This is a genomic window from Paenibacillus sp. JCM 10914, from assembly GCF_001315105.1.
Taxonomy (GTDB): Bacteria; Bacillota; Bacilli; order Paenibacillales; family Paenibacillaceae; genus Paenibacillus_AQ.
In genome coordinates, this window is sequence record NZ_BAZR01000011.1 from 48,895 (window position 1) to 63,598 (window position 14,704).

The following is a 14,704-nucleotide window of genomic DNA, read 5'->3' on the forward strand; positions in this document are numbered from 1 at the left end:
CCTGATGATAGGAAAGAGAATGAAAGCGCTGCTATTGATCGTGCTCTGCACAACTTTGGCGGCATGTTCAAGCGGGGGAAGCGGAAAGGAGCCGGTTAATACCGAGAAGCCTGCAGCTGCTGTGCAGGATCCGTTTGGTCGCTTTGACGAGACGGTCACGATTAGTATGGGGAAAGGAATGTCTGTTGATATTGATCTCCCTCCCGGCGACTCGCAGGAAAATAATGAATACGTCCGTTACATTGAAAATGAACTGAACGTGAAATTTGATTATGCGTGGCAAACCGCTGATGGTGATCCTTACAAGCAAAAGATGGATTTGGTCATCGTCAGTGGAGCGGTACCGGATATGATGATTGTTGATGAAGCGCAGTTGAAGCTGCTTGTTGATGCCGATCTTGTTGCCGATCTTACGGAAGTATACGATGCTAACGTGTCCCCGGAACTGCGTGAAGTATTCGAATCCACGCAGGAGCTTAGCTTGGCCTCGGCAACTTTCGACGGCAAGCTGATGGCGATTCCCAACTCTTCGCCGGGCGCGGATGCAATGAACTCGCTGTTCATTCGCAAGGACTGGCTCGATGCGGTAGGCCTGCCGATTCCAAAGACATTGGAAGATATTGAAAATGCAGCCAAAGCGTTCATCGCCAACGATCTTGGCGGCAGCAATAATCAGACGATCGGCCTGATCGGCCAGCAGGATATCGTCAATGTAGGCAACAGTATCTTCGGCTTTGATACGATCTTCAGTTACTACGATGCTTATCCGGAGATGTGGATCAAAAATGATGAAGGTGTAGTCGAGTATGGCTCGATCCAGCCGGAGACCAAATTGGCGCTCGCCAAGCTGCGCGATATGTATGCCGACGGTATCATTCATAAGGAGTTTGTTGCTGAGACAGGTGGAACCAGTCGTGAGAAAGTCATTGCGGGCCGTGTCGGCATGTTTTTTGGTCCATTCTGGATGCCATCATGGTTGCTCATTGACAATCTGAAGCTTGATCCGAAGGCGGAATGGGTGACAGTCGCAGTGCCGCTCGATAAAGACGGAAAATTTAAGACACATACGATGTCGCCAACATCAAGATATTTGGCTGTTAGCAAAAAAATGGAAAATCCAGAGGCGATTATTCGTATCCTGAACCATGAGTACATTATTGACCAGACGCGCGGAGTGGAGTTCTATCTCGATCAAAACGTGAGATACAACCGAGTTAATCTGCCATTTGGCCATATGATGGCACCGTTCGATGAGAAGGAAATTGCCGTTACTAAAGTTGATGAAGTGCTGGCGGGGACGAGAGAATACGAGACGCTGCTGACGCATGAGAAGCTACAGTATGACCGTATCGTATACAACGACGAAAACCCGAAGAAAGACCCGATTGCTTGGGCGAGCATGATGTCGGTTGCAACCACCAGAGAGATGATTCAGGACAATGTCGTGAAAGTAACAGGGGCATTCTATGGCAAAACTCCGACGATGAATCGGAAATGGGTCAACCTGAAGAAGCTGGAAGATGAAACGTTTATCCAAATTATTATGGGCAGTAAACCAATCGATGCCTTTGACCAGTTCGTTGAGGATTGGACGAAGCAGGGCGGAGATGAAATTACGAAAGAGGTCAATGATGCAGTCAAGCAATAACCATTAACAAGGGGATTGGAGCGGCGATATGAGATCAACACGTCATGTATGGAGCTATTATTTAATGCTCGCGCCTCCGATATTGCTAGTGCTGATATATGAAGTATTTCCTTTGTTCGGCCTAATCATCGCGTTTCAGGATTTTGTGCCTGGCAAGGGCATGTTTGGCTCTGCTTTTATTGGATGGGATAACTTTAAGTATATGTTTCAATTGAAAGAAAGCTCGCAAATTTTCTACAATACGATATTTATCGCAATTTCCAAAATCGTGCTGAATTTGATTGTGCCGCTAATCTTTGCCCTCATGCTCAATGAGGTTGTCCAGGTTACATTGAAGCGCTGGATTCAGACGATTGTGTATTTGCCACATTTCATGTCATGGGTTATTCTGGCAGGCGTGCTGACCAATCTGCTGTCAACCGATGGCATTGTTAACAGCGTCGTTTCCGCATTCGGCTTCAACCCGATCTTTTTTCTGGGCAGCAACACGTGGTTCCCTGTCGTCATCATCGGCAGTGATGTATGGAAGGAATTCGGGTTTAACGCGGTCATCTTCCTGGCAGCTTTGACAGCGATCAATCCCAGCCTGTACGAAGCAGCCCAAATTGACGGCGCTTCCAAGTTTCAGCAGCTCAGAAATGTAACTTTGCCGGGAATCGCGCCGACGATTGTACTGCTCGCTTGTCTCGGCGTAGGTAAAATCATGAATGCGGGCTTTGAACAAATCTTCAATCTTTACAACCCATCGGTCTATGCATCGGGTGACATCATTGACACGTATGTGTACAGAATCGGTCTTACCCAGCATCAATATGGTTTGGCTACTGCCGTAGGCACCTTGAAGTCGGTTGTCGGCTTTATCCTGGTCGTACTTTCCTGGAAGCTTGCGGACAAATGGGCGAATTATAGGATCTTTTGATGAGGGGGTACGGCTATGTTTAGCAAGCAACAAACGTTTGGTGAGAAAGTAGGGTATGTGCTGCTGCTCACGATATTAATTTTAATTACACTCGCTTGTCTCGCTCCTATATGGCACATGGTAGCGCTGTCGCTCAGTGACAATTCCGCCGTATCTGCCGGGTTAGTGACGTTTTTCCCGGTTGATTTTACCTTAACGCCCTATGAGTACATCTTGAAGGATGAGCGGTTTTTCCAAGCCTTTGGCGTTTCGATTCAACGCGTATTATTGGGGGTTTCCATCAATTTTATTATGACGGTGCTGGCAGCCTACCCGTTGTCGAAGGAAACTTCGGAGTTCCCTGCGCGCAACAAACTGATGTGGATCTTTATTTTTACGATGATGTTTAACGGCGGACTCATTCCATGGTATATGACTGTGAAAATGACGGGGATCATGGACAGCATTTGGGCCTTGGTATTGCCGGGAGCGGTGCCGGTGTTTAACGTCGTGCTGCTGATGAACTTCTTTCGGGCGATACCGAAAGAGGTTGGAGAAGCGGCCAAAATCGACGGGGCTGGCGCCTTCACAACGATGTGGAAAGTGTATATTCCGATGTCTACGGCAGCGATTGCTACGGTGACACTCTTCAGTATTGTGAATCATTGGAATGCGTTCTTCGACGGCATGATTCTCATTAATTCGCCGTCGGGTCAACCGCTGCAAACGTACATTCGGTCATTAGTCGTACTGCCGGCTTTGTCGGACATGACTTCAGAAAGTTTAGAGGAGCTTATGAAGCTTTCAGAGAAGACTTTTAATGCAGCCAAAATTGTTGTTACCATGATTCCGGTATTAATCGTCTATCCATTTCTTCAGAAGTATTTTGTTTCCGGCATTACATTAGGGTCTGTGAAGGAATAAAAAATGAGTGGGAAAGGCGGAAACAGCCGTGACAAAAAAAGTACTTATAACCGGTGCAGACAGAGGATTAGGGTTTTCGTTCACCAAGCTGCTGCTTGAACAGCAGTATACAGTGTTTGCAGGCCAATTTATCGAGGATTGGCATTTCCTGAGCGAACTGAAGCAGCAATATCCGGATACATTGGAGATCGTGCCGATGGATATCGGAGATGATGCAAGCGTGAAGCGTGCTGCGCGTCACATTGCCTCCAAGACGCAGCATCTGGACATCATTATTAACAATGCCGGCATTGGCGGCCATGGGGATCATTCTACTTTTCTGGTTGACCTTGATTTCGAGCTGATGCAGTCGATCTTTAACGTCAATACGCTTGGGGCACTTCGGGTAACGAACAGTGTCATGGGGCTGCTGCTGCAAAGCGAAGATAAACTTGTTGTCAATATTTCATCGGAAGCGGGGAGCGTGGCCCGCAATCACCGGATTGCCGGATACGGCTATTGTATGTCCAAATCCGCGCTTAACATGCAATCTGCCATCGTTCATGAGCACTTAAGAAAACTGGGCGGTCAGGTGATGGTATTTTATCCGGGCTGGCTGCAATCGTATATGAGCGGGACACTGAACGAGAACGCGCCCACCCATCCGGACGAATCGGCCGCGAAAATGATCGGCTTGATTGGCCAGCGGGAACAGTACGCAGGCGAACATCCGATATTCCTGGATATGGATGGAACGGTGTGGCCCTGGTAAAATAGAAACGACTAAAACTAAACTAGAAACCGGTGGAGGGATTAGATATGCCGAAATTTAAAGCATTGGCGCTAGGTAATTATACGGAGGTTAAGTATCATCCGTTCGAGAAGGTAGACCGTGAGATCGAGACGAGTCTGGAGGAGGTTGCGGAGGTAACGAGTACGGGGGATTACAGCGTCCTTAATAAGGAGACGCTAAACGGCTATGAGCTGTTCATATCCTATACGGAGTTCTCGCAAGAGCCGCTGTCTCAGGAGCGTGTAGCGGCATTGCTGGAATATGTGGCAGGCGGTGGCGGACTGCTGGTCATTCACAACGGCATCTCTCTGCAAAGGAACAAGGAGCTAATGGCGATGATCGGTGCCAAGTTTACCGGTCATCCGGAATTCACCACGCTGCCTGTGAGAAGCACGCAGCCGGATCATCCGATTATGCAAGGTATCGAGCCCTATGCAATAGATGATGAGCCGTATCGCTTCGATATGCTGCCGCACTTCGAGACGACGATTCTTGCCGAGTATGAGCATGACGGTCAGCTGTGGCCTGCAGCCTGGGCACATGAACATGGATTGGGTAGAGTCGTCTACTTAATGAATGGCCACCAGTTGTCCTGTTTCGCGGTGCAGCCATTCCGTCAACTGATCAAGCAGGCTGGTCTATGGGCTGCTAAAGTAGAGTAGGGTAAGCCGTTGTCGACACTAGAGGGTACTAAACAACAGGCAAAGACCATCTATCCGATTCTGGGCCTTGTCAGCGCAGCCCATCTGCTTAACGACTCCTTGCAAGCGGTCATTACCGCTTCATATCCAGTATTGCAAGAGGCGCTGACTTTATCATTCACACAGCTGGGTTTTATCACATTTGTCCTTTATTTCTCATCATCCGTCATGCAGCCTTTCGTCGGCGCTATTGCCGATGCCAGACCGACGCCGTTCATCCTGCCTGCAGGAATGCTGATGGCCATGCTGGGCATGTTCGGCCTTGGATTGGCACCGGCCTATTGGGCAGTGCTGGCCGCGGTGCTGCTCGTCGGCGTAGCATCCGCGATGTTCCACCCTGAAGGGGCAAGAATTGCTTATATGGCCGCAGGTCCAAGGCGGGGTCTTGCCCAGTCGATCTTTCAGGTAGGCGGCAATATGGGTAGTGCGCTGGCACCGATCATGACCGCGTACATCTTCTATCCTTTTGGACAGAAAGGGGCGTATTGGTTCATCGCACTGGCGGCGGCGGGCTTCATGATTCAGATGTTTGTCGCACGCTGGTACAGCAGCCAACTGAGATTGATGCCTCCGCCTGCTCCGAAGACAATCAAGAAGCAGGGGGATGCAAGCCAGGACAAAGCCGTCAGAAAATCCATTCTCTACGTCATCGTATTGGTATTTGCCCGCTCCTGGTTCAGTGCAAGCATTGGCACTTACTTCGTCTTCTTCTTAATGGAGAAGTACGGACTGTCGATCCCCAATGCGCAGATGTACATCTTTACGTACATGGCCGCCGGCATTATCGGGACCTTCTTCGGGGGGCCGCTGTCCGACAAATACGGCAGAAGGAATGTTATTCTGCTCTCCTTGCTGGGGGCTGTTCCGTTTGCGATTGCCCTGCCGTTCTCCGGCCTGATCGCAGCTTATCCGCTGCTGTTCCTGCTCGGACTTATTAACCACAGCAGCTTCTCCGTGACGGTCGTCTACGTGCAGGAAATGGTGCCGGGCAAGGTCGGCATGGTATCGGGCCTGATTACCGGTCTCGCTTTCGGCATGGGAGCGCTCGGCTCCATGGTGCTCGGCATTGTCATTGACTTGACGAGTGTGACGACAGTGATCATCGCGTGTTCCTTCATGCCACTGCTTGGCTTGATCGGTTTTCTGCTCCCGCCTGACAAACTGAAGGGCAACAAAGCGGCATCGGTATAATATCACAATTCATTCAGGCACATAGGATCTTAAATGAACAGTACCCTATCGAATAGACATGATAAGAAAGTCTATCGATAGGGTACTTTTATTTGTTAGTGGACCGATATCTTCTTGAAAATTTCATGCAAGCCGAGCGTTGCGGCACCCATCGCGGAGCCGTATTTTTTCCAGTGTGAGGCCACGACAGGCGTCGGACCGTGCGGCGAGTTTTCACTACGGTGGATAGCTTGCACAAGCTTCTCGAAGAACAGACCGTTGTTCGTAATCCAGCCGCCGAGAATCAGTTTTTGCGGGTTTAGCATTTGCAGCATTTTGCCGCAGTAATCGGCGATAATGCCAATAATCCGCTCGGCCATATGGTCGAAAGGAGCCGTTCTCTCCAATGCCAGTTCGACGAAGTTCGAAATCGTTTCTTCCGGTGACAATTCACTAAAAATATCAGGGAAATCCTTTTTCAATTGGTCGGAGAAAGGGTGGATGCAGAGCGAATCAAAACTTTGAATCCGGCCGGCCGTACCCCGGGAGCCATGGTAAATTTGATTATTCAACACAAGCCCCGCTCCTGTGCCCCGTTCAATGACAATAAAAATGGTCGTATGATCTCCCTTTGCTGAACCGCTGAACCGTTCTGCAAAACCAGCGGCGTCAAGATCATTCGTCAGCAGCACGGGAATCGACATGGCTTCTTCCAGGTAAGAAAGCAGCGGAAACTCCCGGACTTTCAAATAGGAGGACGCGAGAATGACCCGCTGTACATCGTCCAGCCTTCCGGGAATTGAAATGCCGATCCGCTTGACCAGATGCCGAGGGATTTCCTGCTTCTCCATAAAGTCGGAGATATGTTCGGGCAGTTCGTAACGAAGCTGCTGCTCCCCAGTCAGCGGTTTCAGACCTTGGCTTGTAATGAATTCCCCGTTCAAGTTCAGGAGAACGCATCGCGCCGGGGAGGTGGAAAGGTCCAGGCCAATGACATAGCCTCCTTGCGCATTAATGGCAAGCATCATCATCTTCCTGCCGACTCCGGTGCCGGTTGTGCCAATTTCATGCACAATGCCTTCCTGAATCAATTCCTCGATTAATACAGAAACGGTTGTCGGACTAAGTTTGGTTTGCCGTGACAAGTCAACCCGTGAAATCGGGCCATTAAAAAACAGCGAGTTAAGCAGCGTCGATTTATTAAGTTCTCTGAGCATTTGTTGATTTCCGATTTTGTTCATCATTAATCTCCGGTTCCAAGGATGTTTAAGAATGTTGTACAACTCACGAGACGGACTGATCTTCACCGCGCATAGACGGTAAAGACCAATTAATTTTACTTACGGAATAATTAATATAAACCAATTATTTACTATTTCAATTATAGGCGGGTTTATCTATACTGTCAACGGCGTGCAATAGCAGTGAAGCAGCAGGGGATAGCGGTTTGAAATTTTATTTAGTGTAAACCAAGAAATAATTAAAATCCTTATATATCAAGGAATTATCAACATATATAGTTGATGATTAACTCGCGTGTGAGAAATCTTATAGAATTATCGTTGACAAATATTAGTACGCTAAATATAATGAACTTAATTTATTGAAAGCGCTATCTTTTATCCATTTAATTAATTTATCCGGCGGACAAATTAATTAAATATCAAGTGAATAACCTATTGAGGAGGTGGTGAGTGATAAGTGAAGGGGCAGCGCATTCTCAACTGTGAACCAGAAATCGAAAGATTCAAGCGCAAGATTGGAAAGGAGGAGCGCTATGACATCATGGTTTAAACAGGGTGTCTTTCAACAAATCAGAAAGTATAAAATGCTGTTCTTCATGATACTTCCAGGCGTAATTTACCTGCTGATCAACAATTATTTACCAATGTTCGGCGTGGTTATTGCGTTTAAGGAAATGAACTTCGCAAAAGGCATCCTTGGAAGTGATTGGGTGGGGTTTAAAAATTTCGAATATCTCTTCAAGACAGACGATGCCTATATTATCACTCGCAACACCATCTTGTATAATATCGTATTTATTACTTTGAATTTGGTCATCGCGGTTACCCTGGCTATTTTATTGAATGAACTGAAGAATCGGGTGTTCTCCAGAGTGTACCAAAGCGTGGTGCTCCTTCCGTATTTGATCTCCTCGGTCATTGTCGGCTATCTGGTGTTCTCGCTGCTCAGTATGGAAAGCGGATTTATGAACAAAAGCATTCTGCCTTTGCTGGGCATAGAGGAGATTATGTGGTACAACGAGCCGAAGTATTGGCCGTTTATTCTGACACTCGTCAAAATATGGAACAGCGTCGGGTATTTGTGCATTATTTACTTCGCAGCCGTGGTGGGGATTGATCCAGAATACTATGAGGCTGCAACCATCGACGGGGCGAATAAAATGCAGCAGATTATCAATATTACGATACCTACTATTACGCCCATTATTATCATTATGACACTGCTGCAGATCGGCCGCATTTTTTATGCCGACTTTGGCTTGTTTTATCAAGTGCCGCTGGATTCCGGTGCGCTGCAACCTACGACGAATGTTCTAGACACGTATGTATATCGCGCATTACTCAAAAACGGCGATTTCGGAATGTCCTCAGCAGCAGGGCTATATCAGTCGGCCGTCGGGTTCGTCCTCATCATCCTGTCCAATTACGTGGTCAAAAAAATCAATCCGGACAACGCATTGTTTTAAAGGAGTGCAGGTCAATGAAACCAAACAAATTGGAGCAAGGGATCATTCACTTTATCTTCGTTGTCGTTTGCAGTCTATGTCTCATCCTTTTGTGCTTCTCATCTCGGCCTCTTTGACTGATGAAATGGCCATTATTCAAGAGGGCTACGCATTTATTCCCAAGGAATTCAGCCTGGAGAGCTACAAGTTTTTGTTCAGCGATCCATTGATGATCATCAATGCCTATTCAATTTCTATCATTGTGACGCTGATCGGAACGTTTGCCAGCTTGCTGATTATGGCGTTATTGGCGTACCCGCTCTCGCGTAAAATCATGCCGATGCGTAACTCGCTTTCCTTCTTCATTTTCTTCACGATGCTGTTCAACGGCGGATTGGTCCCCACTTACTTGCTCTATACCAACTTTTTTGACGTGAAAAACTCGCTGCTCGCGCTTATTGTGCCTGGTTTGCTGGTGAATGCCTTTTATGTCATCCTGCTGAGGACGTTCTTTCATGTATCTATCCCTTCAGCAATCATTGAATCGGCTTATATCGATGGAGCTGGAGAGTTCAGAATTTTCTGTCAAATGGTACTGCCTTTATCCATGCCTGTACTTGCGACAGTCGGCCTGTTCCAGATTATTAATTATTGGAATGACTGGTTTAACGGACTGATCTATATTACGGACAGTTCATACTACAGCATTCAGATCTTGCTGAACACCATTTTGCTGAACGCGCAATATTTGATCGATAATGTGCAGTACTCCACCGAGATGGAGAATGCAGGGACCATACCGACGCAAGGCGTACGACTGGCGATTGCGGTCATCGGTGTTTTTCCGATCCTCGCAGCGTATCCCTTTTTTCAAAAGTATTTTGTCAAGGGGCTTACCATTGGTGCGGTAAAAGGATAGCGATGGTTCGAAGAAATCATTAAGGGAGGATATGGCAATGAACAAGGGGCGGTATCGAGTAGGGTTGGCTTTGATTGTGATCTTGGTAATGATCGTATCAGGCTGCGGCGCCGGATCGAGTGGTACGAAATCTGCTGGCGGCAAACCGCGCACAGAGACTGACGGCAAATTGCCGCCATATGAGGTTTCGATTTTGTTCTATGGCACAAATCAGAAAGATTTGAAGCTGGTGGAAGACGAGATTAGCAAAATCACGAAAGAAAAAATAAATGCTACCGTCAAATTGAATCGAATCGAGCCGGCGGCATGGCAGCAGCAGCGAACGCTTATGTTGGCCGGGAATGAAAAGGTGGATTTGATCTTTACTGGTGAAAATGAGTTTATCACCCAGGTCGCGCAGCGGCAATTGCTGCCACTTGACGAGCTGTTAACGCAGCACGGGCAAGGCGTAATTGACGCCTTTGAACCGGATGTGCTTGCAGCAACCAAAATCAATGGCCAAACGTACGGCTTGCCCAGCATTCGCGATTTCGGGGCTTATCCTACGATCATGATGCGTACCGATTTGCTGGAAAAGTACAAATTGGATGTAAGCAACATTAAGACGCTGGAGGAGCTTGGCCCGATTTTCAAAACCATCAAAGAAAATGAGCCCAACCTTAACCTATTAGGCAAGTCCGGTTCCTCTATCGCTTACAGCGTCATTGTATCGACGGTCGATACGCTGGGAGATTCGCTTGGCGTACTGGCCAGTCTTGATGAACTGAAGGTTGTTAACCTGTATGAAACACCGGAGTATATCCAACTGTTGAAGACCATCCGTGAATGGTATGAAGCCGGATATATTCCAAAGGATATCGCAACGACGACACAGACGGGGCGGGATTACATTCAGGCTAATGTCGGTTTCGCAACGATGAACAAAGGCAAGCCGGGGGCAATGACCCAAACCTCGCAGCGAATCGGAGTTCCGTTGACCGAGGTGAAATTCTTCGAACCCAAAACCGATACGATGTCGATTACGAATGCGATGTTTGCGATCGCATCCAATTCAAAGGATCCAGAGCGGGCGATGATGGTGCTTAATTTGATGTATTCGGATGAACAGATCGTCAATCTGTTGAACTGGGGCGTTGAAGGTAAGCACTATGAGGTGAGACCCAACAATACGGTTGGTTTCCCTGAAGGCGTTGATGCCACGAGTAGCGGCTATAACTTGCGCCAAGGCTGGATGTTCGGCAATCAGCTATTGTCTCATCCGTGGGAAACCGATGAACCGACCCTCTGGGAGCAGATGGCGGAATTTAATAAAAATTCGAAGAAGTCTGCAGCATTAGGGTTCTCGTACAATCCTGACCCGGTAAAAACCGAAATTGCGGCGCTTAATAATGTGGTGAAGCAGTACGCCGTTGGTCTGGAATCCGGAACCGCGGACCTGGATGAAACGCTGCCTAAATTCATTGCTGCATTAAAATCGGCCGGCATTGATCGTGTTGTCGCCGAGAAGCAGAAGCAGTTGGATGAATGGGCCGCGAACAATAATAAATAAAGGTATTGCAAAGGCCAACCGGTCGCAGTGAACCCAACGTCACAGTGGATCTGGTGAAAGGGGGCTCGGGTGGTAGAACGTGCAGCAGATTAAAGACAGGGAATATAAATTGTAATTTATGGAGGGATACCAAGTATGACCATGAAAATATGTATCGGCGGGTTCTCGTTTTTCAATACCATGAACACAGGAAAGATGGATACGTTCGGATATTTGGAAACGTCCAGATATCGATATAACTTGAAAGAAGTGGACCTGTGGAACGGTACGTTTGCAGGATGCCGTGAAGATATTTTCCGGCTGCCGGAAGAGGATTATATCCGCAAACTGCGGGAAGCGCTGGACGAGAAAGAGATGAAAGTCATTAACATTGCAGTCGACGGTGCTCACTTCTGGGATGAAGATCCGGATAAGCGCAAGATGCTGTACAATAATGCGCTCGCCTATTTGCAAGTGGCTAAGACACTCGGCGCGCAATCGCTTCGTGTCGATGCGGGAGACAAGAACTCGTCAACCGACAGTGAGGAGCAGTTTGAATACATTGTCACGCAGTTTCAAGATTATGCCAAGAAAGCGGCCGATCTCGGGCTTATTGTCGGACCTGAAAACCATATGGGAGCATCAAAAAGTCCGTATTTCCTGAAAAGGGTGGCGGAAGCGGTAGATCAGCCGAACTTTGGACTGCTGATTCATATGGGGCGCTGGTCTGAAGGGGAAGATGAGGGGGAACGGCTGCTTGCGCCATGGACGTATCATACCCATTTTGACGGACGCACGGTGGGGACGGCTCAAGGTTTGGAGCTTGTCCAAACGCTGCAGGATGCCGGTTATAGCGGCTATTGGGGCATTGAATACAATGCGCCTGAGAATCAGTACGCCGAGATGGAATGGGCGATTGCTTCCGCTAAACGCACACTATATGCTGCGAAAAACAAAAAATCTTAATTGGAGAGGGGTAGGGGAAACATGGGTAGAAAAGTGAGAATTGGTGTGATTGGTGCAGGGTTGATCGGTAAGGCGCACATGAGGAACTATGCACAAATTCCGGACGCGGAGATCGTCGCGATCTGTGATATCAATCAGCAGGAAGCGCGGCTGGTCGCAGAGCAATACAACATTCCCGACGTATATTCCGATTATACAGAGCTGCTGTCCCGGGATGATATCGAGGCCGTAGATGTCTGTCTCCATAACAATTTGCATGCGCCGATCACGCTTGCCGCACTGCGGGCAGGTAAGGATGTCTATTGTGAGAAACCGATTGCCGGTACCTATCATGATGGCAAGGTCATGGTGGATGCCGCCAAGGAAACGGGCCGGAAACTTCACATCCAATTGGGCACATTGTATCGCAAAGAGACGAAGGCAGCCAAAGCACTCATCGACGAAGGGATGCTCGGCAAGCTTTATCACGCCAGAGCAACCGGGCATCGTCGGAGAGGGCGTCCGTTCATCGACGGCTACGGGACCCCGGCTTTTCTGAACAAACAAATTGCCGCCGGCGGCGCCTTGATTGATATGGGGGTATATCACATTGCCCAGATGGTTTATCTGATGGATGTACCCAAAGTACAGCGAATTTCCGGCAGAGGTTACCGTGAGATGGAAGTAGATATCCGGCGCGCCGAGCAGGCGACGTTCGATGTGGAAGAGCTGGGGCTCGGCTTCGTGAAATTCGAAGGCGGCGCAACGCTGGATGTGTGCGAAGCGTGGAGCATTCATCTGGGCAGCATCGAAGGATGCAGCGTCGTCGGCACCAAAGGCGGAATCCGCATGCCCGCCTACTCTGACCAAGCCGTGCTTGCGCCATTCAGTTACCATACAACGGTGTGTGATATGGATCTGAACTGCACAGTAAACCTCGATGAAATGGACGGTCGCTGGGGTCATCTGAAGGAAAACTATGATGCCTATCAGTCTTCCCAGCATCATTGGGTTGCAGCGCTGCAAGGCAGAGTGGAACTGCTGCCGACTGCAGAGATTGCCCTGCAGACTATGCTGATCAGCGAAGGAATCTATCTGTCTGATCGCTTGGACACCGAAGTGAGTTTTGATGAGATCGTCGCTCACTCCCAGTCGACCGCCATTCCGATCTAGGCAATGGTCTTGAGAAGAAGCAATGAATAACGAGGAGGGGGTTTGCTTCACATGACAACTCCTGCAGCCAAACCAAGCGGCAAACCATTAGCAGTCCTGAAGCGATTCAACTTTTTTCTGTACGGTACGATAGCTATCTTAACGTCCTTCTTCCCGCTCTATTTTCAGGAAATCGGACTGAGCAAAATCGAAATTGGGATGATCATGGCCGGCGGTCCGTTTATCTCGATCTTTGCTAATCCGTTCTGGGGATACTGGAGTGATCGACTGCAGAATGTGAAGAAAATTCTTGTTTTCCTATTAATAGGAAATCTAATTATGACCGTGATTGTTTTTCAGATCAGGGAATATGCGATTATCTTTCTTCTGATGATGGTCTTTTTCTTCTTTAACAGCCCGACGTTCTCGCAGAGCAACAGCTTGATTCTGAATGCGATTGAAGGGACCAAATATAAGTTCGGCGCTTTCCGCCTCTGGGGATCGCTGGGCTGGGCGATTATTGCAGTTGCTGCAGGGCCGGTCATCAGCCGAACAGGCATTTTAAATCTGTGGGTGCTGTATGGCATTCTGATGGCGGTTACCTTGCTCTTTACGATCGGCTTGCCAAGAGGGAATATCAAGACCGTTAGTCCGAAGGGAGAGCGACAAAGTTATTGGAAGGTGATGTTCACCAGCAAAGTTTTCTTTATCTTTGTCGTACTGGGCGTGCTGATATCGGTGCCGAACTCGATCAATCAGACATTTGTCTCCTTATATATTACCAACTTGGGAGGCTCCAAAGAATTAATCGGCTGGTCGGTATTTCTATCAGCGATCTTCGAGATTCCGGTATTCCTGCTGTTTGACCGCTACTTGAAGAAATCGACCAAAGTGATGTTCGCATGTCTTGTTGTCATCAGTGTGCTGTTCACGCTGCGCTGGCTGCTGATGTCGATCGTCACCGGACCGGTGCAAATCGTCTTTATTCAAATTTTGCACTGCATCACTTTCGGCGGCTACTATTATGTAGGGACCAGCTTATCCGCCCACCTGATACCCGAGCAGTACCGAGCCACAGGACAGGCGATTTACGCGCTCACCTGGGGTGGCATTTCTGGTATTATTGCCGGACTGTTCGGCGGCTGGATGTTCGAATCGCTTGGACCGCGCATGATGTATGAAATTGGCGCCATGATCTCCATCGCCGGCGTAGTAGGATTCCTGGTGATGTGGTTATGGCTAAGAAACACGGACAAAACAAGCCGGAGCGATGCTGAAGCCCCAGAAGCCGGTTCCAAAGCAACATCTGCATCTTCCTAATCTCCGCGCGCGAAAATTAGGAATCAAGAGAAATAGCG

General features: G+C 48.3%; 13 protein-coding genes. 12 read left to right on the forward strand and 1 reads right to left on the reverse strand.

What is annotated here, in order from left to right; translation table 11 throughout:
• The first annotated feature begins 4 nt into the window (after window positions 1-4).
• From JCM10914_RS14285 to JCM10914_RS14310, 6 genes are read left to right on the forward strand one after another with little or no spacing between them, the layout of a single operon-like run.
• Entirely contained in the window at window positions 5-1,648 is a 1,644-nt protein-coding gene (locus JCM10914_RS14285; RefSeq protein ID WP_023962055.1) for an extracellular solute-binding protein, read from the forward strand.
• Window positions 1,649-1,676: 28 nt separating this feature from the next.
• The gene (locus JCM10914_RS14290; protein ID WP_036718285.1) at window positions 1,677-2,567 is read left to right on the forward strand and encodes a sugar ABC transporter permease; all 891 of its coding nucleotides are present in this window, start codon (window positions 1,677-1,679) and stop codon (window positions 2,565-2,567) included.
• A 15-nt stretch (window positions 2,568-2,582) separates the two neighbouring features.
• Window positions 2,583-3,470, forward strand: coding sequence for a carbohydrate ABC transporter permease (locus JCM10914_RS14295; protein ID WP_023962059.1), 888 nt, complete (start codon window positions 2,583-2,585; stop codon window positions 3,468-3,470).
• Window positions 3,471-3,498: 28 nt separating this feature from the next.
• Window positions 3,499-4,221, forward strand: a complete 723-nt coding sequence (locus tag JCM10914_RS14300) for an SDR family NAD(P)-dependent oxidoreductase (RefSeq protein ID WP_023962061.1) — start codon at window positions 3,499-3,501, stop codon at window positions 4,219-4,221.
• 47 nt (window positions 4,222-4,268) lie between these two features.
• Window positions 4,269-4,904: a ThuA domain-containing protein gene (locus JCM10914_RS14305; protein ID WP_023962063.1), complete on the forward strand. Its 636-nt coding sequence runs from the start codon at window positions 4,269-4,271 to the stop codon at window positions 4,902-4,904.
• 9 nt (window positions 4,905-4,913) lie between these two features.
• Window positions 4,914-6,134, forward strand: coding sequence for an MFS transporter (locus tag JCM10914_RS14310; protein WP_023962065.1), 1,221 nt, complete (start codon window positions 4,914-4,916; stop codon window positions 6,132-6,134).
• Window positions 6,135-6,229: 95 nt separating this feature from the next.
• On the opposite strand, the gene JCM10914_RS14315 is transcribed toward JCM10914_RS14310, so the two are convergent.
• Window positions 6,230-7,354, reverse strand: coding sequence for an ROK family transcriptional regulator (locus tag JCM10914_RS14315; protein ID WP_036718288.1), 1,125 nt, complete (start codon window positions 7,352-7,354; stop codon window positions 6,230-6,232).
• Window positions 7,355-7,890: 536 nt separating this feature from the next.
• Here JCM10914_RS14315 and JCM10914_RS14320 point away from each other — a divergent pair.
• The 6 genes from JCM10914_RS14320 to JCM10914_RS14345 all read left to right on the forward strand — a co-directional run bounded on the left by JCM10914_RS14320 (window position 7,891) and on the right by JCM10914_RS14345 (window position 14,666).
• The gene (locus JCM10914_RS14320; RefSeq protein WP_023962069.1) at window positions 7,891-8,823 is read left to right on the forward strand and encodes a sugar ABC transporter permease; all 933 of its coding nucleotides are present in this window, start codon (window positions 7,891-7,893) and stop codon (window positions 8,821-8,823) included.
• A gap of 76 nt (window positions 8,824-8,899) precedes the next feature.
• The gene (locus JCM10914_RS14325; protein ID WP_023962071.1) at window positions 8,900-9,721 is read left to right on the forward strand and encodes a carbohydrate ABC transporter permease; all 822 of its coding nucleotides are present in this window, start codon (window positions 8,900-8,902) and stop codon (window positions 9,719-9,721) included.
• 37 nt (window positions 9,722-9,758) lie between these two features.
• Complete coding sequence (locus tag JCM10914_RS14330; protein ID WP_023962073.1) at window positions 9,759-11,270, forward strand: ABC transporter substrate-binding protein; 1,512 nt, start codon at window positions 9,759-9,761, stop codon at window positions 11,268-11,270.
• A gap of 135 nt (window positions 11,271-11,405) precedes the next feature.
• Window positions 11,406-12,215, forward strand: coding sequence for a sugar phosphate isomerase/epimerase (locus JCM10914_RS14335; RefSeq protein ID WP_023962075.1), 810 nt, complete (start codon window positions 11,406-11,408; stop codon window positions 12,213-12,215).
• Window positions 12,216-12,236: 21 nt separating this feature from the next.
• Complete coding sequence (locus JCM10914_RS14340; RefSeq protein ID WP_036718292.1) at window positions 12,237-13,367, forward strand: Gfo/Idh/MocA family protein; 1,131 nt, start codon at window positions 12,237-12,239, stop codon at window positions 13,365-13,367.
• 51 nt (window positions 13,368-13,418) lie between these two features.
• Complete coding sequence (locus JCM10914_RS14345; protein WP_052019801.1) at window positions 13,419-14,666, forward strand: MFS transporter; 1,248 nt, start codon at window positions 13,419-13,421, stop codon at window positions 14,664-14,666.
• Window positions 14,667-14,704 lie beyond the last annotated feature (38 nt).

Coding starts and splice junctions, on each gene's coding strand:
- JCM10914_RS14285 (WP_023962055.1), top strand. CDS start 5: ATGATAGGAAAGAGAATGAAAGCGCTGCTATTGATCGTGCTCTGCACA.
- JCM10914_RS14290 (WP_036718285.1), top strand. CDS start 1,677: ATGAGATCAACACGTCATGTATGGAGCTATTATTTAATGCTCGCGCCT.
- JCM10914_RS14295 (WP_023962059.1), top strand. CDS start 2,583: ATGTTTAGCAAGCAACAAACGTTTGGTGAGAAAGTAGGGTATGTGCTG.
- JCM10914_RS14305 (WP_023962063.1), top strand. CDS start 4,269: ATGCCGAAATTTAAAGCATTGGCGCTAGGTAATTATACGGAGGTTAAG.
- JCM10914_RS14315 (WP_036718288.1), bottom strand. CDS start 7,354: ATGAACAAAATCGGAAATCAACAAATGCTCAGAGAACTTAATAAATCG.
- JCM10914_RS14320 (WP_023962069.1), top strand. CDS start 7,891: ATGACATCATGGTTTAAACAGGGTGTCTTTCAACAAATCAGAAAGTAT.
- JCM10914_RS14325 (WP_023962071.1), top strand. CDS start 8,900: ATGTCTCATCCTTTTGTGCTTCTCATCTCGGCCTCTTTGACTGATGAA.
- JCM10914_RS14330 (WP_023962073.1), top strand. CDS start 9,759: ATGAACAAGGGGCGGTATCGAGTAGGGTTGGCTTTGATTGTGATCTTG.
- JCM10914_RS14335 (WP_023962075.1), top strand. CDS start 11,406: ATGACCATGAAAATATGTATCGGCGGGTTCTCGTTTTTCAATACCATG.
- JCM10914_RS14340 (WP_036718292.1), top strand. CDS start 12,237: ATGGGTAGAAAAGTGAGAATTGGTGTGATTGGTGCAGGGTTGATCGGT.
- JCM10914_RS14345 (WP_052019801.1), top strand. CDS start 13,419: ATGACAACTCCTGCAGCCAAACCAAGCGGCAAACCATTAGCAGTCCTG.